The following is a 19226-nucleotide window of genomic DNA, read 5'->3' on the forward strand; positions in this document are numbered from 1 at the left end:
CCTTTCCTACGCCGTGTCCGCGGCTCCTCCTTCGAGTACTCCGGCCAGCCATGAGCACACAAACCCTGAACAACGCACCCAACACCCCCGACGCGCCCGATGTGCCGGCAGGCGCCGCGCAGGACACGCGCAACCGCGTGGCGCTGGTCGCGATGACCGCGATTTTCTTCATGTGGGGATTCATCACCGAACTCAACGGCGTGCTGATCCCGCACCTGCAGTCGGTATTCCAGCTGACGCATGCGCGTTCGATGTTGCTCGACTCGGCTTTCTTCGGCGCGTACTTCGTCATGGCAGTGCCGGCCGGCCGTGTCGTCGCGCGCGTGGGCTACAAGCTCGGCATCGTCATCGGCCTGCTGGTGGCCGGTGCCGGTGCGCTGCTGGTGCTGCCGGCGGCGCAGATGGGTTCGTTCAATCTGTTCCTGCCGGCACTGTTCATCCTGGCCAGCGGCATCGTGCTGCTGCAGGTGTCGGCAAATCCGTATGTCAGCCTGCTCGGTGCGCCGTCGCGCGCTGCCAGCCGGCTCAACTTCGCCCAGGCGGTCAACTCTCTGGGCCACACCCTCGGCCCATATGTCGCCGGGGCGCTGATCTTCAGCGCCACGCTGCTCAGTGCCGACCAGCTTGCGGCCCTGCCGGCCGCCGAGCGTGTGCAGAGCGTGCAGCCGCTCTACGTCGGCGTGGCGCTGGCGCTGATCGTGCTGGCGCTGGCGGTGTACTTCTTCCGCATGCCGGCGTTGACCGAGGCCACCGAACAGGCCGACCGCCAGCGACATTCGTTTGCGGAAGTGCTGCGCTACCCGCACGTTCGCTGGGGCGTGCTGGCGATCTTCTTCTACGTCGGCGTCGAGGTCACCGTGGCCCACTTCATGGTGACCTACGTATCGCGGCCCGAGATCGGTGCGATGGCGGAGGGCAAGGCCTCGTTGTATCTGTCGATCTACCACGGTGCGGCGATGATCGGCCGCTTCGTCGGCGCCGCGCTGCTGCTGAGCGCCAACCCGCGCCGTCTGCTGCCCGCGTATGCCGCGATCAACATCGGCTTGCTGCTGACCACGATGTCCACCGCCGGAGGCGTGGCGATGTGGTCGGTGGTGGCGGTCGGGCTGTTCAACTCGATCATGTTCCCGACGATCTTCACGCTGGCGATCGAACGCCTGGGACCGATGACCGAAAAGGCTTCGAGCCTGCTGGTGATGGCGATCGTCGGCGGCGCGGTGATCCCGCCGCTGCAGGGCTGGGTCGTCGATCTGTTCAAGGCCACGACAGGCAACGAGACGCAGGCGCTGCAGTACGCGTTCTTCGTCTCGGTGCTGTGCTATGCCTACATCGTCTGGTATGGGTTGCGCGGCTCGCGTCTGACATCGGCTGGCGCTTTGCCGCAGGGGCGGGGCTGACACAGCATGCGCAAGATCGTCTGTTTCGGCGAGGCGTTGATCGACTTCCTCGCCCAGCCGGGTATCGAGCCGGATGCGCCGCGTAACTTCGTGCAATACGCCGGCGGCGCTCCCGCCAACGTGGCCGTGGCCCTGGCGCGCCTGGGAGCGCGCTCTTGCTTTGTCGGCATGATCGGTCGGGACATGTTCGGCGATTTCATCGTCGACAGCCTGCAGCACGCCGGCGTCGACACCGCCTTCGTCGTGCGCACCGACCAGGCCAAGACCGCACTGGCTTTCGTCGCATTGGATGCGGAAGGTGAACGCAGCTTCAGTTTCTATCGACCGCCGTCCGCAGACCTTCTGTTCCGCGCCGAGCATTTCCAGGCGCAGTGCTTCGAAGGAACCGCCACGTTCCACGTCTGCTCCAACAGCCTGACCGAATCGGGCATCGCCGAAGCCACGCTGGAAGGGATGCGCCGCGCGAGGGCTGCGGGCGCACTGGTGAGCATCGACCTGAACCTGCGGCCGATGCTGTGGCCGGCCGATGCGAATCCACTGCCACGGCTGTGGCAGGCCTTGCATGCCGCCGACCTGGTCAAGCTGGCGCGCAATGAACTGGAATACCTGGCGGCCGGGTTCGGTGGCGGCGAGGCGGGTGAGCGCGCCGTCGTGCGCCAGGTACTTGCCGGCGCCGCGCGTTGGCTGGTCGTGACCGACGGCGCCGCTCCAATCCGCTGGTTCTCGCGCGATGCCGCGGGTGAACTCGAAGGATTCCGCGTCACGGCCGTCGATACCACGGCGGCGGGCGATGCCTTCGTCGCAGGCCTGCTTTTCCGGATGGCCGAACGGGGCATCGATGCCGCGCAATGGCCGGCCTTCGTCGCTGACCACGAGGCCATCGATGACGCGTTGCGATTCGCCGCCGCGGTCGGCGCACTGGCGGTAACCCGTCATGGCGCGTTCGCGGCGATGCCGTCGCGCGAGCAGGTGCGGCAGTTGATGGCCGCCCAGAACGTCAAGGAAAGCTGAGACATGCAACCCCAAAACCCCGACTTCCGCTCGCCGGACTTCCTGCGCGCGCATATCGCCCACACGATGGCGTTCTACCATCCGCGTTGCATCGATCCGGATGGTGGCTTCTTTCACTACTTCCGCGACGATGGCTCGGTGTACGACGCCGACCATCGTCACCTGGTCAGCAGCACGCGCTTCATCTTCAACTATGCGATGGCGGCGCGCGAGTTCGGCGCGGATGCGTCGCTTCGCGACCAATACCTCGCGGCGACGCGCCATGGCCTGCTTTACCTGCGCGAGATGCACCGCAACCCGCTTACCGGCGGCTACGCCTGGACGCTGCGCGACGGGACGGTGGAGGACGAGACCTACCACTGCTACGGTGTCGCTTTCGTGCTGCTGGCGTATTCGACCGCGCTCAAGGCGGGCATCGAGGAGGCGCGCGGCTGGATGGACGAGACGTGGCAGCTCCTGGAGCATCGCTATTGGGATGCCCCGCCCGGTCTGTACCGCGATGAGGCCGACGCCTCCTGGAACTTCAGCGCCTACCGCGGTCAGAACGCCAACATGCACATGTGCGAGGCGATGCTGGCCGCATACGAGGCCAGCGGAGAAACCCGCTATCTCGACCGCGCGCTGACCCTGGCCGACCACATGACGCGCCGGCAGGCGGCACAGGCCGGCGGACTGGTGTGGGAGCACTACGACGAAGACTGGAACGTCGACTGGACCTACCACCTCGATGACCCCAAGCACCTGTTTCGCCCTTGGGGGTTCCAGCCCGGCCACCAGACCGAATGGGCCAAGCTTCTGCTGATCCTCGACCGTCACGTGCAGGTCGACTGGCTGGTGCCGACCGCATGCCGTCTGTTCGATGCCGCATTGGCGCATTCCTGGGACGCCGAGCGGGGCGGCATGTACTACGGCTTCGCCTTCGATGGCCTCAGGTCAGCCGATCAGGGCAACGCGAAGGTCGAAGGCGAAGCTTATGTCTGCGACGACGACAAGTATTTCTGGGTGCAGGCCGAATCGCTGGCCGCGGCCGCATTGCTGGCGAGCCGTACCGGAGAAACGAAGTACTGGGACTGGTACGACCGTTTATGGACGTATTCCTGGAAGCACTTCGTCGATCACCGGTATGGCGCCTGGTTCCGAATCCTAGATGCCGACAACCGCAAGTACAGCGACGAGAAGAGTCCGGCCGGCAAGACCGATTACCACACGATGGGTGCCTGCTACGAGGTGCTCAAAGTCGTGCGTGCCACGGTGCCGTGACGAGCCCCCATCCACAGCCGCGACCGCGGCGACCCGACATGAAGTGGTGACCCCATGAAGAACAGAATCCGGTTCCGGCTGCTTGCGATCTTGCTGACCGGTATCGTCGGAACATCGGTGCAGGCAGCGCCGGCATCGTCGCGCGCCGCCGATGCCGTCAGCGACGCCGAGTCGGCCAAGCTCGCCGAACGAGTCAAGGCCGAAACCCGGCACGCCTGGCAGGGTTACAAGCGCTACGCCTGGGGACACGACGCGCTGAAGCCGCTCAGCCATGCGCCGCACGACTGGTATGCGCAATCGCTGCTGATGACGCCCGTCGATGCGCTCGACACGCTGATCCTGATGGGCCTGGACGAAGAGGCCAAGGAAGCGCGCGAACTGATCGCCTCGCGCCTGTCGTTCGATCACGACATGGAAGTGCAGAACTTCGAGGTGACGATCCGACTGCTCGGTGGGCTGCTGTCGGGGTACCAGCTGACCGGCGACGAGCGCTTGCTCAAGCTGGCCGACGATCTGGGCGCGCGCCTGCTGCCGGTGTTCGACTCGCCCACCGGCATGCCATATCGGTACGTCAATCTGCGCACCGGCAAGGTGCGGGACAAGGTCAGCAATCCGGCCGAAACCGGTACGCTGCTGATCGAGTTCGGCATGCTCGCCAAGCTCACCGGCAAGCAGGTCTATTACGACAAGGCCAAGCGCGCGCTGGTCGAAACCTATCGCCGCCGAGACAAGACCACGGGGCTGGTCGGCACGTGGATCGACGTGGAGAACGGGCAGTGGACCGACCGCGATTCGCACATCGGGGGCGGCATCGACTCCTACTACGAGTACCTCTACAAGTGCTGGCGCCTGTTCGGCGACGCCGATTGCAAGGCGATGTGGGACGACGGCATCGCGGCGGTCAATCGCCATCTCGGCGACGAAGTGCGCAAGGGCGAGTTGTGGTACGGCCATGCCGACATGACCACCGGAAAGCGCACCGCTACGGAGTACGGCGCTTTGGACGCGTTCATGCCCGCCTTGCTGGTGCTGGGCGGCGAGTTGGGGCGCGCCAGGCGCTTGCAGGATTCCGGACTGAAGATGTGGCGCCTGCACGGCATCGAGCCGGAGCAGATCGATTACGCGAAGATGCAAGTGACCTCGGGCGGCTATGCGCTGCGACCGGAGATCATCGAGTCTGCCTATTACCTGTATCGCTACACCGGTGACGCGAAGTACCGTGCGATGGGGCGCGAGTTCTTCGATGACTTCGTCCGCCACTGCCGCACCGCCGACGGCTATGCGGCGCTGAAGGACGTGCGCACCAAGGAGCAGAAGGACTCGATGGAGAGCTTTCTATTCGCCGAGACGTTCAAGTATTACTACCTGTTGTTTGCGCCGAAGGACACGCTCGAATTCGACAAGGTGACCTTCAACACCGAGGCGCACCCGCTGCGCCTGCCGGTAGCCAGGTGACAACTGCAGTGCGGGGCGCCGGAAAACGGCGCCGCGTTGCGGCCGTTACGCGACCGGCGGCGCTCGCGCATGACTCGCGCATAATGGGCTGATGACGAAGATCCCCCTGTTGATCGATACCGACCCGGGCGTCGACGACGCGCTGGCCCTGCTGATGGCGTTCAACGATGCGCGTCACGAGGTCGTCGGCCTGACCATCACCGCCGGCAATGTCGGCCTGCGCCACACCGTGGCCAACGCTTTGAAGGTGTGCGAAGTGGCAGGTGTCGGCGTGCCGGTGTTCGCCGGCTGCACCGGCCCGCTGCTGCATGCGGCGCCCGATGCGGCGTATGTCCACGGCGAGGATGGATTCGGCGACGTCGGCTATGAGCCGGCGCGGCGACAGGCCGAAGCAGAGCATGCGGCCCTCGCGATCCTGCGCCTGTCGCACGAGCACGCCGGCCGCCTGCTGCTGGTCGCGCTCGGCCCGCTGACCAATATCGCGCTGGCCCTCAAGCTCGACCCGACGCTGCCCGAGCGCGTGGCGCGGATCGTGGTGATGGGTGGTGCGGTGACCGCGCACGGCAACATCACGCCGGCGGCGGAGTTCAACATCTACTTCGATCCCGAGGCGGCGCATATTGTCTTCACCTCGTTCCCGCGGATCGAGCTGGTGGACTGGGAAGCGACTCTCGCCCACGGCCTGCTGCACCAGAAGGTAGTGGGATGGCTGCAGGCCGACTCCGAGCGGGCGCGGTTCTACGAGCGCGTTTCCAGGAAGACCCGCGAATGGTCGGAAGACCGGCGAGGGGACTACTGGCATAGCGCGGATGGCCTCGCGATGGCCTACGCCCTGGAGCCGGAAGGAGCGCTGGAGCAGGTCGATCGGCCCGTGGCGGTGGAACTGGAAGGACGCCAGGGGCGCGGTGCCACGGTCGTGGACTGGCAACGCCACACGGGACGTCCGGACCATGTCCGGATCACGCTGCGCTACGACCAGGCCCGGTTCGAACGCCTGGTCCAGGCGGCATTGGCCGCAGCTTGACCGATTTTTGGATTTTGGCGTTCCCGGGACTTGCCTAACCCCCGGGGCAGTCCGTATACTGCCGCGCTTTCCCGCATTGAATTGGTGAGTGCCATGAAGGCCGGCATCCATCCCGAGTACCGCGAAGTCGTCTTCCAGGACGTGACCACGGATTTCTCGTTCCTGACCCGCTCGACCCTTGGCAGCAAGGAGAAGATCAAGTGGGAAGACGGTAATGAGTATCCGCTGATCAAGGTCGATATCAGCTCGGCGTCGCACCCGTTCTACACGGGCAAGCACAAGATCGTCGACACCAGCGGTCGAGTGGACAAGTTCCGCAAGCGTTACGCGCAGAAGTAATACGCGTCGTAATGGCTGTGCGCACAACGGCTGCCCTCTGGGCGGCCGTTTGCGTTTGTGCGCGTGAAGGCGCTGGCGGCCGGCTCAGGCGCGAGGGCTTTGGGCTGATGTTGCCGTCACACCGCTGAAACAAACCGGTGCAGTAAGGCAGGGCCCACCGCCAAAGTCCGAACCTCTGCTCCAGGGTCGTTATGCGATAATTACTGGATCGCATTGTCCCGACCCTGTTCCCACTTCGCGCCGTGGCCCTCCCTGCGGCATGCAGACTTGAGGAGTGTTTTGTGTCTGATTCTATTAAGGCTGACTCCAAAAAGGCCGGCTTCGACCAGGTCACGGTGACCGCCGGCGACAAGAACGTCACCCTGCCGGTTCAGTACCCGACGCTCGGCGCGCCGTGCATCGACATCGCCAAGCTGCCGAAGGAAACCGGCGCGTTCACCTACGATCCGGGCTTCACCGCCACCGCCAGCTGCAAGTCGGCGATCACCTACATCGACGGCGATGCGGGTGTGCTGCTGTATCGCGGCTATCCGATCGAGCAGTTGGCCGAGAAGTCGAGCTTCCTGGAAGTCGCCTACCTGCTGATGAATGGCGAGCTGCCGACCAGCGACCAGTTCGCGGCGTTCGAGCATGAGGTCACGCATCACACGATGATGCACGAGGCCTTCCGCACTTTCCTGTACGGCTTCCGCCACGACGCGCATCCGATGGCGATGTTGACCGGCATGCTCGGTTCGCTGGCCAGCTTCTACCACAACGATCTCGACCTGGAAGATCCGGAGGAGCGCCGCCTGTCCGCGATCCGACTGATCGCCAAGGTGCCCACGATCGCAGCGGCCTGCTATCGCTATTCGATCGGCTGGCCGATCCGCTATCCGCGCAACAACCTCGAGTACACCACGCGCTTCCTGCACATGATGAAGGAAGTGCCGAGCGAGCCGCTGGAGCTCAATCCGGTCGCCGCCAAGGCGATGGACCTGCTCTTCATCCTGCACGCCGACCACGAGCAGAACGCCTCGACCTCGACCGTTCGCCTGGTCGGCTCGACCGGCGCCAATCCGTACGTCAGCGTCGCCGCCGGTGTCGCGGCGCTGTGGGGGCCGGCTCACGGCGGTGCGAACGAAGCCGTGCTGAAGATGCTGGCCGAGATCGGCAAGCCCGAGAACGTCGGTGCCGCCGTCGCCAAGGCCAAGGACAAGGAATCGGGCTTCCGCCTGATGGGCTTCGGTCATCGCGTGTACAAGAACTACGACCCGCGCGCGGCGCTGGTGCGCAAGATGACCCACGACGTGCTGGGCCAACTGGGCGTCAACGATCCGCTGCTGGAAGTGGCGATGCGCCTGGAAGAGGCCGCGCTGAAGGACGAGTACTTCGTGCAGCGCAAGCTCTACCCGAACGTCGACTTCTACTCCGGCCTCATCTACAAGGCGCTGGGCATTCCGGTGGAGATGTTCACCGTGATGTTCGCCATCGCCCGTACCGCCGGCTGGGTGTCGCATTGGCTGGAGCAGCAGAACGATCCGGAAAACAAGATCGGCCGTCCGCGCCAGATCTATACCGGCTCGGCCAACCGCGATTACGTCGGTATCGACAAGCGCTGATTTTCGAAAGCGCAGTCCGCATGCCCGGCGTCAGCGCCGAAGCAACCACGAAGCCGCGGCCCGACCGCGGCTTCGTCGTTTTCAGATGGCTGGTGTATGCGCTGCTGGCGGGCGATGTGGTCCTGTACGCGCGTTTCGGCCGCGCGACCGAGCTGCTCGACACGGCGGCCTGGTTCGTACTGCTATTGCTGTTCGAGTGGGAAACCGGCGGCTGGAATTTGCCGTCGCGATGGCGCCCGGCACTGCACGGCGTGCGCGCGCTGGCGGCGTTCGCCGTGGTCATGGCGTGTGTCGGATACGCGCTTGAACGCGTGTGGCTGGATTTCGCCAACGAGATGGTCTGGCTCGGCGTGATCGCGCTGCTCGAGTTGGAGGTGCGATTGCCAGCGGATGCCATCAGGCTGCATCGCATCCGACGCGCGATGGCCCTGGCGCTCTATCTGGCATTGGTCGGTTTCATGCTGACCTGGGCCGCGATGGGCATCGGCGACGAGGCTGCCAGTCGGGAAAGCATGCGCGCGGCCTGGCTCGATGCCTGGGACGCGCTGCTGTGGCTGGTCGCGTTCGTCGCGATCGAGCTCAACGTGTTCGGGCTGGCGCCTTCAAGGCCCAGGCGCGATCCGCGCGGCACTCACTCGCCGCGCTCGTAACCTTCGATTTCCTCGGTGGCCAACAACTGCCGCAATTGCGTCGCGGATGCCCGGCGCATCGGCTTCTCGTCGGTGCTCGATAGTGGCGCCTGGCGCAGCACGTCCAGCGGCAGCACGGTGACGTCGAAGGTGATCTCCTCGGCGCTGAACACCCACACCGGGAAGTCGCCAGTGCGTTCGCGGTCCAGGCGCAGGCGCCGGCTGCGCGCCTCGGCGGGAATACCGTGCTGGTCGAGGAAGCGCGGCGCAGCGTCGAGGTCGTCGCTGTACAGATGCAGCGTCACCGGACTGCGCGTGTCGGCGGTGCCTTCGAGCACCGGGCCAACCAGGCGCGGGTCGAAGTCGCGAAAGAACTCCAGCGCACGCAATGCCGCCTCGCGGCGTTGGCGCACGGCGGTGACGTTGTCGGGCTGGAACAGGCGTTGGTACTCGCGCAGTGCGTCCTCGATCTCGCGGTTACGTGGCAGCGAGGCGTCGTCGAAGATGCCCAGTCGCTCGGCGGCCTTCAGCTTGGCCTGGTGGTAATCGCGGATGCCACCTTCGGCCATCAGGCGCGCGGCCTCGTGCGCGAGCCGGTGGCGGCGCTCGCGGGTACGGGTCTGGGCGTGCTGGTGAGCGTGCTGTCGGGCGTGGGGCATGACGACCTCCGCGGCTGGCACGACGACGGCGAGGGCGCTCGCCGCGGCCGGCCGCAAGGGCCGGCAATCAGAAGATATCAAACGATTCTTCGGCCGGCATGGTTTCTTCCGGGCCGTAGTCGACGTAAGCCTGCATCCGTTCAAGATCTTCGTGCTTTACCCATTCCAGGACGCCGCCCGTTTCCGACGGCACCAGCGCGCCGTTGGCGCCGACGGCCACCTTGACCATGCCCTGCGGCGGCTCGTTGACCGCGAGCGGCTGGTCCTTCAACGCGACGCGCATGTAGTCGATCCAGATCGGAAGTGCCGCCTTGCCGCCGTACTCGCGGTAACCAAGCGACTCGAAGCCGTCGCGGCCCACCCACACCGTGGTGACGAGCGGGCCGCCAACACCCGAGAACCAGGCATCGCGGTGGTCGTTGGTGGAGCCGGTCTTGCCACCGATGTCCTCGCGCTCCAGCACCTTGGCCGCGGTGCCGGTGCCGCGCTGCACGACATCGCGCAGCATCGACACGATCTGGTAGGCGGTGCGGTCGTCGATGGCGCGAGGTGCGAGCACCATGTCGGCGCTGCTCGTCGGCGGCACGGCGGTGGGCTTGGGCTTGTCCTCGGCCGTCGCCGCGACCGGTGCCGTGGCGCCCCCTGCGGGGCCCAGATCGAAGCCGTCGACGACGTTCGAGGCCGGCGTCGCGATCGAGCCGTTGGCACGCGGGCCGCACTCGCGGCAGGCCACGGCCGGCTTTTCCTTGAACACGATGGCGCCGTCGCGATCCTTCACCTCGTCGATGAACCACGGCGTGATACGGAAGCCGCCATTGGCGAAGACCGCATAGCCGCGTGCCATCGACAGAGGCGTCAGCGACGCGGTACCGAGCGACATCGACAGGTTGGGCGGCAGTTGTTCCTGGTCGAAGCCGAACTGGCTGATGTACTTGCGGGCGAAATCGACACCGATGGCATCGAGCAGGCGCACCGACACGAGGTTGCGCGACTGCACCATCGCCTCGCGCAGGCGCATCGGGCCGGCGAAATTGCCGGTGTCGTTCTGCGGGCGCCACAGATGACCGCGGCGGTCCTTGAAGACCACCGGGGCGTCCAGCACGATCGAGGCCGGGTTGTAGCCGCGCTCGAACGCGGCCGCATACACGAACGGCTTGAAGCTCGAGCCCGGCTGGCGACGCGCCTGCGTGGCGCGGTTGAACTTGTTGCCAGCGAAGCTGAAGCCGCCGGAGAGCGCGCGCAACGCGCCGTTGGACGGTTCCAGCGATACCAGTGCGGCCTGTGCACGCGGCAACTGATCCAGTTTGTAGCTGGGTGCCGCCTGCGGCTGGTCCGGGGCGGCTGCGGCCGTCACGCGCTGCACCCGCACCATGTCGCCACGCTTCACCAGGCTGGCGGGACTCTTGTCGCCCCAGCCCTGGTTCGGGCCGAGTTCGATCTGCGTGCCGTCGCCCAGCACCAGCCGGACCTGGGTGTCGCTGACACCGAGCACGACCGCCGGCAGTTGGCCGGCCTGCGGTGCGATGTTGGCCAGGCGCGCGCGCGCGGTGGCGGCATCGTCCTGCGCGGGCAGCTCGAAATGCTTCTCGACCCCATGCCAGCCGTGGCGACGATCGTAGACGGCCAGGCCGTCGCGGATCGCCTGGTCGGCGGCGGTCTGCAGCACCGCATCGATGGTGGTGGTGACGTGGTAGCCCTTGGTCAGCGCTTCCGCGCCATAGCGAGCGACCATCTCCTGGCGGACCATCTCGGCCACGTACGGGGCATAGACCTCGACCGGGCGTTCATGCGGGGTGGCGTGCATCGGCGCGGCCTTGGCGTTCGCGGCCTCGGCGGGCGTGATGAAGCGCAGGTCGGTCATGCGGTCGAGGATGTAGTCGCGGCGCTGCTTGGCGCGTTCGGGATTGCTCAGCGGATTGCCGCTGGAAGGGAACTTGGGGATGCCGGCGAGCGAGGCCATCTCGTCCAGCGTCAACTGGTCCAGCTTCTTGCCGTAGTAGAACTCAGCCGCGGCGGCCACGCCGTAGGCACGGTTGCCGAAGAAGCTCTTGTTCAAGTACAGCTCGAAGATCTCGTCCTTGCTGAGTTCGCGCTCCATGCGCATCGCCAGCAGCATTTCGGCCAGCTTGCGGGTATAGCTGTATTCCGAGCTCAGGAAGAACTGGCGGGCGACCTGCTGGGTGATGGTCGACCCGCCCGGGACGCGCTTGTTGTCGGTCGTCGCCAGCAGCCATACCGCGCGGAACACGCCTTTGAAATCGACGCCATGGTGGTGATAGAAGCGGGAGTCCTCGATGGCGATGAACGCCTTCTTGAGCCGGTCCGGTACCGCCTCGATGGCGATGGGGTAGCGCCGGGTCTCGCCGAACAGGCCCATCAGGCGGCCGTCACGCGCGTACACGTACATGGGCTCCTGCATCTCGACGTTACGCAGCGTCTCGACATCGGGGAGCTTGGGGGCCACCAGGTAGTACAGGACGCCCAGGCCGACCATGCCTAGAAGGAACACGCCGGCGAACGCGAGGAGCGCCCAGCGCAACAAACGACCAAGACGGGGCATCAAAGCGGATTTCCGATTGCGGGTGTCGTAAGCGTGGAGTATAGAGGAGCGGAAGTGGGGAGCTTGGGGTGCGGGCCGGGGGCGGCGTCCGGAAATGGGACCGCATCCCGTTTGGCGGGGAAATGGGGTTCTGGTTGGCGCTATTCGAAAGAAGTGGTTGCCAGCTTGCGCAAAGTCCGTTATTTAAGGCGGGGCCACATGAAGTGCTCGTAAGCGCTTGTGGCAAGGGGAGAAAATCGTGGGGATAGTCACAAAAAGCCAGCCGGCACTGGTTGGCGTGGACATCAGTTCAACCGCGGTCAAGCTGTTGCAGCTCTCCAAGGCTGGCAACCGCTACCGCGTTGAGCATTACGCCGTCGAACCGCTGCCGCCCAACGCGGTGGTGGAAAAGAACATTGTTGAGGTCGAGGCCGTTGGCGAGGCGATCAAGCGCGCCGTGGCCCGGTCCGGCACGCGCGCCAAATTCGCGGCGGCGGCAGTGGCCGGCTCGGCGGTGATCACCAAGATCATCCCGATGGCGTCCGACCTCGATGGCGACGACCTCGAGAGCGAGGTCGAGCTGGAGGCCGTCAATTACGTCCCGTATCCGATCGAGGAAGTGAACCTCGATTTCGAGGTGCTGGGGCCGATGCCCGGCAACGCCGACATGGTGCAGGTGCTGCTCGCGGCATCGCGCTCGGAGAACGTCGAGGTCCGGGCCTCCGCCCTGGAGATCGGCGGCCTGACACCGAAGGTGATGGACGTGGAGGCCTTCGCGATCGAGAACGCCTTCGCGCTGATCGCCGACAACCTGAGCAGCCCGCGGGACGGGGTCATCGCGCTGATCGACTCCGGCGCCACGATGACCACGCTCAACGTGCTGCGCAATGGACGCAGCCTCTACAGCCGCGAACAGGTGTTCGGCGGCAAGCAGCTTACCGACGAGGTGATGCGGCGCTACGGCCTGAGCTACGAGGAAGCCGGCCTGGCCAAGCGCCAGGGTGGCCTGCCGGACAGCTACGAGGCCGAAGTGCTGGAGCCGTTCAAGGAAGCCATGGTCCAGCAGGTCAGCCGACTGCTGCAGTTCTTCTACGCCGGCAGCGAGTTCAACCGGGTCGACCAGATCGTCATCGCAGGCGGCTGCGCGGCGATCCCGGGCATCGCCCAGATGGTCGAGGAGCAGCTCGGCGTGCCCACCATCATCGCCAATCCGCTCGCCCACATGACGCTCGGTCCCCGTGTCCAGGCCCACGCGCTCGCGCAGGATGCGCCGGCGCTGATGATCGCCTGCGGCCTCGCCCTGAGGAGCTTCGACTGATGGCACGGATCAATCTCCTACCGTGGCGTGAGGAACGGCGCAAACAGCGCCAGAAGGAATTCGGGATGATGCTCGGTGGTTCGGCGCTTGGCGCCGTGCTGCTGGCCTTCCTGATCGTCAGCTTCTACAAGGGCCAGATCAGCGGCCAGAACGAGCGCAACACCTACCTGCGCGACCGCATCACCGAGGTCGACACGCAGATCAAGGAAATCGAGGAGCTGGACAAGAAGAAGGCCAAGCTCCTGGCGCGCAAGGAAGTGATCGAACAGCTGCAGGCCAACCGTTCGCAGATGGTGCATCTGTTCGATTCGCTGGTGCGCACGATTCCGGACGGCGCGGTGCTGACCTCGATCAAGCAGGACGAGAAGACCCTGACGCTGGAAGGCCGCGCCCAGTCCAATGCGCGCGTCAGTACCTACCTGCGCAACCTCGAAGGTTCAGGCTGGATGACCAATCCCGACCTGTCGATCATCGAGGCCAAGGGCAACGACAAGGGCCTGCCGTACGAGTTCAGGCTGCAGGTCCAGCTCGCCAATCCGAACGCGCCGAAGGATGAGGACGGTGACGGCAAGCCGGATGTACCGGCCGCGCCTGCGGCACCGGCGGCCACCACGCCCGCCGCGGCACCGACCAAGGGAGGAGCTGCGTCGTGAGCCAGAAGAAAGTCTCGCTGAAAGACCTCGACTTCAACAACATTGGCGGTTGGCCGCAGCAGGCCAAGATCGGCTTCTGCGTGATCATCGGCTTGCTGATCGTCGGCCTGGCCTGGTGGCTGTTCGTGCGCGACCAGCGCGAAGAGCTCGCCGGCCTGGAACGCCAGGAGTCGGACCTGCGCGTCGAGTTCGAAACCAAGCAGGGTCGAGCCGCGAACCTGGAGCCGCTCAAGCAGCAGCTCGCGCAGATGGAACAGCAGTTGCAGCAGATGCTGCGCCAGCTGCCGAGCAAGACCGAGATGCCCGACCTGATCGTGGACATCTCGCAGACCGCACTCGCCACCGGCATCAGCAACGAGCTGTTCCAGCCTGGTCCGGAAGTGCCCAAGGAGTTCTACGCCGAGAAACCAATCGCGCTGCGCATGGTGGGCACTTACCACCAGTTCGGCGGTTTCGTCAGCGGCGTGGCCTCGCTGCCGCGCGTGGTGATCATGACCATGCACGACATTTCACTGAAGCCGCGGGCCAAGGCGCCGAACGCCGTGATCACGCCCAATAGTCCGCTCGAACTGGCCGGCACCGTAAAGACCTATCGTTACCTGGACGAAGAGGAAGTGGCCAATCAGCAGAACACGGCCGGGTCCGCCAAGGTCGGACAGGGGGGAACCTGAGATGCGCGTGAATACCGTTCGCACCGGTTTCCGTCCCGGTCCGCTTGCACTCGCTTTGCTCGTCGCGATGGGCCTGACCGCCTGCTCGCGCGGAATCACCAGCACGCCCGGCGAAGCCCCCAACCTCGAAAAGTGGGTCGCGGAAGTCAAGGCACGCCCGGCGCCGCCGCTGGATCCGTTGCCTGTGATGCAGCAGTTCGAAACATTTGAATACGCCGCGCAGGGCATGCGCGATCCGTTCAGCAACGCCTTCACCGACGAGGGCGGCGGCAACGGACCGCGACCGGATGCGGCGCGTCGCAAGGAAACACTCGAGCAGTTCCCGCTCGACAGCCTGGACATGGTAGGTACGCTGGGCAAAGGTGCCGGTGTCATCGCGTTGGTGATGGCGCCGGACAAGGTGACCTATCGTGTGCGGCCTGGTGCGTACATGGGGCAGAGCGACGGTCGCGTGACCGCCGTCTTTGAAGATCGCATCGAGCTGGTGGAACTGGTGCCGGATGGCGCGGGTGGTTGGCTGGAGCGTCCAGCCACGGTCGCGTTGGAAGATCAATGATTGGGGGATTGTCATGATGACCGTATTCAACGCCACACGCTCGCGGCCTGCCCGGCGCCCCATGCTCCTGCTACGCAAGGGCAGCGTCGGCCTGCTGGTGGGCGCCGTCGCCGCCTTCAGCGCCGTGCACGCGGCCCCGCCGAGTGCCGCAGCGCCGACGACCGTGGCACCGACGCCCAGCCGTGACCCGGCCAAACAGCTGCCCGGCACGATCTCGGTGTCGAACATCGACTTCAAGCGGGGCGATGGCGGCGCGGGCCGCCTGATCCTGCGCTTCGACGGCGATGGCGCCGCGCCGGATCTGCGCAGCACCGGTTCGACCGTCACCATCAACGTGGGCAACGCGCAACTGCCGGCCAACCTGCAGAAGCCGCTCAACGTCACAGACTTCGCCACACCGGTGCAGCGCATCGACGCGCGTCCCGCCGGTACCGGCACGCAGCTGGTGCTGAACACCAGCGGCAACTACGAGTCGATGGCCTACCAGAGCGGGCGCGAGTACATCGTGGAGATCGTACCGCGTGCCGCTGGCGCCACCGCTTCGCGCGGCAAGGCCACCGGCAACACGGCGATGGGCGCCACGAACTCGACCACGTCCACGCGCGCTTACAGCGGCCGGCCGGTGACGTTCAACTTCCAGGACGTGCCGGTGCGCACGGTGCTGCAGCTGATCGCCGAGGAATCGAGCCTCAACATCGTCGCCGCGGACACAGTGCAGGGCAACGTGACGCTGCGACTGGTCAACGTGCCGTGGGACCAGGCGCTCGACATCGTCCTGCAGGCCAAGGGCCTGGATAAGCGCCGCAGCGGCAACGTGGTGTGGATCGCGCCGCAGGCCGAGGTCGCCAAGTACGAGCAGGACAAGGAAGACGCACGCATCGCGCTCGACAACCGCGTCGATCTGACCACCGAGTACATCCAGATCAACTACCACAACGCCGCGCAGATCTTCAAAGCGCTGACCGAGGCCAGAGGCGTCGGTGGCAGTGGTGGTGGTGGCGGTGCGGGTGGAGGCAACCAGGACAGCGGTTTCCTGTCGTCGCGCGGCCGCCTGGTTGCCGATGAGCGGACCAACACCCTGATGGTGAGCGACATCCCGAAGAAGATCGCGCAGATGAAGGAGTTGATCCGGGTCATCGACCGACCGGTGGATCAGGTCGTCATCGAGGCTCGCGTCGTGATCGCGGTCGAGAGCTTCTCGCGCGAGCTGGGCGCCCGGTTCGGCGTCTCCGGCTATACCCACGACGCCCAGGCCTTCTTCAACGGCAACATCCAGAGCAACATCGATACGCAGAACTCGGTCGTCGACGCGAACAACCAGAACAGCGCCACGCCGCCGCCGAACCCGCCTGTCCTGGGCACGATCACCCGCGGCCTGATGACCAACCTGGGCGTTACCAACCCGGCCGGCTCGGTTGCCCTGGCCATCCTCAACGCGGGCTACGCGCTGGACGTCGAGTTGTCGGCGATGCAGCAGGAAGGGCGTGGCGAGGTGATCTCCAACCCGCGCATCGTCACCAGCAACCAGCGTGAGGCGGTGATCAGCCAGGGCCAGGAAGTCGGCTACGTGACGATCTCGCCGCAGCAGGGCGGCAACGACATCCCGATCCCGAACGTGCAGTTCAAGGACGTGCTGCTGCAGATGAAGGTCACGCCGACGATCACCAACGACGGCCGCGTGTTCCTCAACATGGCGGTCAAGAAGGATGAAGTCGAAGGCTTTGTCGACACCTCCATCGGCCAGGTTCCGCAGATCAGCAAGCGCGAGGTCAACACCGCCGTGCTGGTCGAGGACGGCCAGACCGTCGTGATCGGCGGCGTCTACGAGTTCCGCGACCGCAACGACGTCAGCAAGGTGCCGTTCCTGGGCGACGTTCCTTTCCTGGGCAACCTGTTCAAGAAGAAGGGTCGCAACAAGGAAAAGGCCGAGCTGCTGATCTTCGTGACGCCCAAGGTGCTGCAGGTCTCGCAGCGCTGACAGCTCCGGCGGTGAACGCAGGGAGGGCCTTCGGGCCCTCTTTGCATTTGTGGCCGTGGGTGGGGCGCCCACGCCGCGACGGCGCCTGAACGCGTGCGCTGTCAGACTGAACCTCACGTGCGGGCATCGGTCAGAATTGTCCTGCCACAGTCTTCCGAGAGCGCAATGGATCTCAGCCCTCCCGATCTGCGTCCACGCAGCGAAATTGCCCGTCTGCACGACGTCTTCCGCGCGCTGCGCGATGCCCTCGCCGCCGAGATCATCGGCCAGGCGGCGCTGATCGAGCGTCTGCTGATTGCCCTGCTGGCCGACGGTCACCTGCTGGTCGAAGGTGCCCCCGGTCTGGCCAAGACCAGCGCGATTCGTGCGCTGGCGGCGCGGCTGGAGGCCGATTTCGCGCGAATCCAGTTCACGCCCGACCTGCTGCCGGCGGACCTGACCGGCACCGAGGTCTGGAGGCCGCAGGAAGGGCGGTTCGAATTCCAGGCCGGTCCAGTGTTCCACCCGATCCTGCTCGCCGACGAGATCAACCGCGCGCCCGCCAAGGTGCAATCGGCGCTGCTGGAGGCAATGGGCGAACGACAGGTCACGGTTGGCCGCGCCACCTACGCGCTGCCGCAGCTTTTCCTGGTGATGGCGACTCAGAATCCCATCGAACAGGAAGGCACGTTCCCGTTGCCGGAGGCGCAACTGGATCGCTTCCTGATGTACGTGCGCATCGGCTACCCCGAGGCGGCGGCCGAAGCGGAGATCCTGCGGTTGGCGCGATCGCGCGCCCGCGAATCGCTGCACGCCGCACCGCAGCCGCTCACCCGCATGCCGCTGGCCGATGTGTTCGCCGCGCGTCAGGCCGTGCTCGACCTGCACCTGGCGCCGTCGGTAGAGCGCTACCTGGTCGAGCTCGTGCTGGCTTCACGCAACGCGGCGCGCTATGACGCGGCGCTGGCGCGGCGTATCGCCTGGGGCGCCAGCCCGCGCGGGTCCATCGCGCTGGAACGATGCGCGCGCGCCCATGCCTGGCTGGCCGGCCGCGATTTCGTGACCCCCGATGACGTTCGCGCGGTGGCGCCCGACGTATTGCGCCATCGCATCCTGCCCAGCTACGAAGCCACGGCCGAGGGATGGGACGGCGAACGACTGGTCGGCGAATTGCTGCAGCGGGTGCCGTTGCCCTGAGCCCATGTCCATGCGAGGACCACACGACACTGTTGCTGCTCCCGAAGTAGCTGCCCACGCCGGCGATGGCATTACGCCTTGCCTGTCCGAGTTGGTCGCATTGCGAGCCGTCGCAGGCGGTCGTCGGCAGGCGCAGCGCGGCCGGTTAGGCGTCAGCGGTCATGCGCTGTCGCCGCTGCGCGGACGCGGCATGGAGTACGCGGAGTCGCGCGAATACTCCATTGGCGACGATGCCCGTCACATCGACTGGCGCCTGACCGCACGCACGGGGCGTGCCCACACCAAGCTGTTCCAGGCCGAGCGCGAGCGCCTGAGCCTGATCGTCGCCGATACTTCGCCATCGCTGTACTTCGGCACGCGAGTGCGCTTCAAGTCGGTGCAGGCTGCGCGCGCTGGTGCGGTGGCGGCATGGGCGGCCGTGCGCGACGGCGATCGCGTCGCGGCGTTGCGCGGCAGCCTGCGCGAGCCACCGGTGACACCGGCTGCGGGTCCCCGCGGCGCGCTGCGCGTGCTTGATGCGCTGGTGCGCTGGTACACGCGCCCACCGGCAGAAGATGCCGGCCTCGACGTCGCGCTGGACCACGCTGCACGTTTATTGCGCCCGGGTTCGCGCCTGGTGCTGCTGGCCGACCCGCGCAGCGTCGCAGCCATCGCGCCGCAGCGTTGGCCGGCGCTGGCCCAACATCATGAAGTGATCGTGCTGTTGCTGAGCGATCTGCTCGAGAGCCAGCCGCCGAAGACGATGCTGCCGTTCTCCAGTGGCGGCCGCCGCGTCGAGCTGGATCTGGCCGCTGCGACGTCGCGGCAACGCTGGCGCGAGGAGTTCTCCGCGCCGATCGAAGCGGCATTGCGGATGCTGCCTGCGCGCGGCGTGCGCGTGCAGGTGCTTTCCAGCCACGACGACAGCGAGTCCTGGCTGCCCTTGCTGGGACGCTCCCGACCGTTGGTGGCGTGAGGCGG

The 19226-nt window shown here is 66.1% G+C and carries 17 protein-coding genes; 15 read left to right on the forward strand and 2 right to left on the reverse strand.

What is annotated here, in order from left to right:
* Nucleotides 1-101: 101 nt before the first annotated feature.
* The 8 genes from J2X06_RS03930 to J2X06_RS03965 all read left to right on the forward strand — a co-directional run bounded on the left by J2X06_RS03930 (nt 102) and on the right by J2X06_RS03965 (nt 8737).
* The gene (locus J2X06_RS03930) at nt 102-1397 is read left to right on the forward strand and encodes a sugar MFS transporter (RefSeq protein WP_430539537.1); all 1296 of its coding nucleotides are present in this window, start codon (nt 102-104) and stop codon (nt 1395-1397) included.
* Nucleotides 1398-1403: 6 nt separating this feature from the next.
* Nucleotides 1404-2408: a carbohydrate kinase family protein gene (locus tag J2X06_RS03935; protein WP_310058536.1), complete on the forward strand. Its 1005-nt coding sequence runs from the start codon at nt 1404-1406 to the stop codon at nt 2406-2408.
* 3 nt (nt 2409-2411) lie between these two features.
* Nucleotides 2412-3668 (forward strand): AGE family epimerase/isomerase, encoded by a 1257-nt coding sequence (locus J2X06_RS03940; RefSeq protein WP_310058538.1) that lies wholly within the window; start codon nt 2412-2414, stop codon nt 3666-3668.
* Between the two features lie 54 nt (nt 3669-3722).
* Entirely contained in the window at nt 3723-5123 is a 1401-nt protein-coding gene (locus tag J2X06_RS03945; protein WP_310058541.1) for a glycoside hydrolase family 47 protein, read from the forward strand.
* A 91-nt stretch (nt 5124-5214) separates the two neighbouring features.
* Entirely contained in the window at nt 5215-6147 is a 933-nt protein-coding gene (locus J2X06_RS03950) for a nucleoside hydrolase (protein WP_310058544.1), read from the forward strand.
* 93 nt (nt 6148-6240) lie between these two features.
* Nucleotides 6241-6486 (forward strand): type B 50S ribosomal protein L31, encoded by a 246-nt coding sequence (locus J2X06_RS03955; RefSeq protein WP_310058547.1) that lies wholly within the window; start codon nt 6241-6243, stop codon nt 6484-6486.
* 281 nt (nt 6487-6767) lie between these two features.
* Nucleotides 6768-8087, forward strand: a complete 1320-nt coding sequence (locus J2X06_RS03960; RefSeq protein ID WP_310058550.1) for a citrate synthase — start codon at nt 6768-6770, stop codon at nt 8085-8087.
* A gap of 20 nt (nt 8088-8107) precedes the next feature.
* A complete protein-coding gene (locus J2X06_RS03965) occupies nt 8108-8737 on the forward strand; it encodes a hypothetical protein (protein WP_310058553.1) in 630 nt (209 codons plus the stop codon).
* Here J2X06_RS03965 and J2X06_RS03970 read toward each other — a convergent pair.
* Both J2X06_RS03970 and J2X06_RS03975 read right to left on the reverse strand, forming a co-directional pair.
* Nucleotides 8719-9375 (reverse strand): hypothetical protein, encoded by a 657-nt coding sequence (locus J2X06_RS03970; RefSeq protein WP_310058555.1) that lies wholly within the window; start codon nt 9373-9375, stop codon nt 8719-8721. The two genes, J2X06_RS03965 and J2X06_RS03970, sit on opposite strands and share 19 nt — an antisense overlap.
* Before the next feature lie 67 nt (nt 9376-9442).
* Nucleotides 9443-11935 (reverse strand): penicillin-binding protein 1A, encoded by a 2493-nt coding sequence (locus J2X06_RS03975; RefSeq protein WP_310058557.1) that lies wholly within the window; start codon nt 11933-11935, stop codon nt 9443-9445.
* Nucleotides 11936-12173: 238 nt separating this feature from the next.
* On the opposite strand from J2X06_RS03975, the gene J2X06_RS03980 reads away from it, so the two are divergent.
* The 7 genes from J2X06_RS03980 to J2X06_RS04010 all read left to right on the forward strand — a co-directional run bounded on the left by J2X06_RS03980 (nt 12174) and on the right by J2X06_RS04010 (nt 19221).
* Nucleotides 12174-13232, forward strand: coding sequence for a pilus assembly protein PilM (locus J2X06_RS03980; RefSeq protein WP_310058560.1), 1059 nt, complete (start codon nt 12174-12176; stop codon nt 13230-13232).
* Nucleotides 13232-13885: a PilN domain-containing protein gene (locus J2X06_RS03985; RefSeq protein ID WP_310058562.1), complete on the forward strand. Its 654-nt coding sequence runs from the start codon at nt 13232-13234 to the stop codon at nt 13883-13885. Before J2X06_RS03980 ends, J2X06_RS03985 begins: the two co-directional genes overlap by 1 nt.
* Complete coding sequence (locus J2X06_RS03990; protein ID WP_310058565.1) at nt 13882-14556, forward strand: type 4a pilus biogenesis protein PilO; 675 nt, start codon at nt 13882-13884, stop codon at nt 14554-14556. The genes J2X06_RS03985 and J2X06_RS03990 overlap by 4 nt, the downstream gene beginning before the upstream one ends.
* 67 nt (nt 14557-14623) lie before the next feature.
* Complete coding sequence (locus tag J2X06_RS03995; RefSeq protein WP_430539538.1) at nt 14624-15112, forward strand: pilus assembly protein PilP; 489 nt, start codon at nt 14624-14626, stop codon at nt 15110-15112.
* A 16-nt stretch (nt 15113-15128) separates the two neighbouring features.
* Nucleotides 15129-17090 (forward strand): type IV pilus secretin PilQ, encoded by a 1962-nt coding sequence (locus J2X06_RS04000; protein WP_310058572.1) that lies wholly within the window; start codon nt 15129-15131, stop codon nt 17088-17090.
* A 165-nt stretch (nt 17091-17255) separates the two neighbouring features.
* Nucleotides 17256-18266: an AAA family ATPase gene (locus J2X06_RS04005; RefSeq protein ID WP_310058576.1), complete on the forward strand. Its 1011-nt coding sequence runs from the start codon at nt 17256-17258 to the stop codon at nt 18264-18266.
* Nucleotides 18267-18276: 10 nt separating this feature from the next.
* The gene (locus J2X06_RS04010; protein ID WP_310058580.1) at nt 18277-19221 is read left to right on the forward strand and encodes a DUF58 domain-containing protein; all 945 of its coding nucleotides are present in this window, start codon (nt 18277-18279) and stop codon (nt 19219-19221) included.
* Nucleotides 19222-19226 lie beyond the last annotated feature (5 nt).

Origin of the sequence: Lysobacter niastensis, from assembly GCF_031457115.1 — a bacterium.
In the GTDB taxonomy this organism is placed as follows: domain Bacteria; phylum Pseudomonadota; class Gammaproteobacteria; order Xanthomonadales; family Xanthomonadaceae; genus Lysobacter_J; species Lysobacter_J niastensis_A.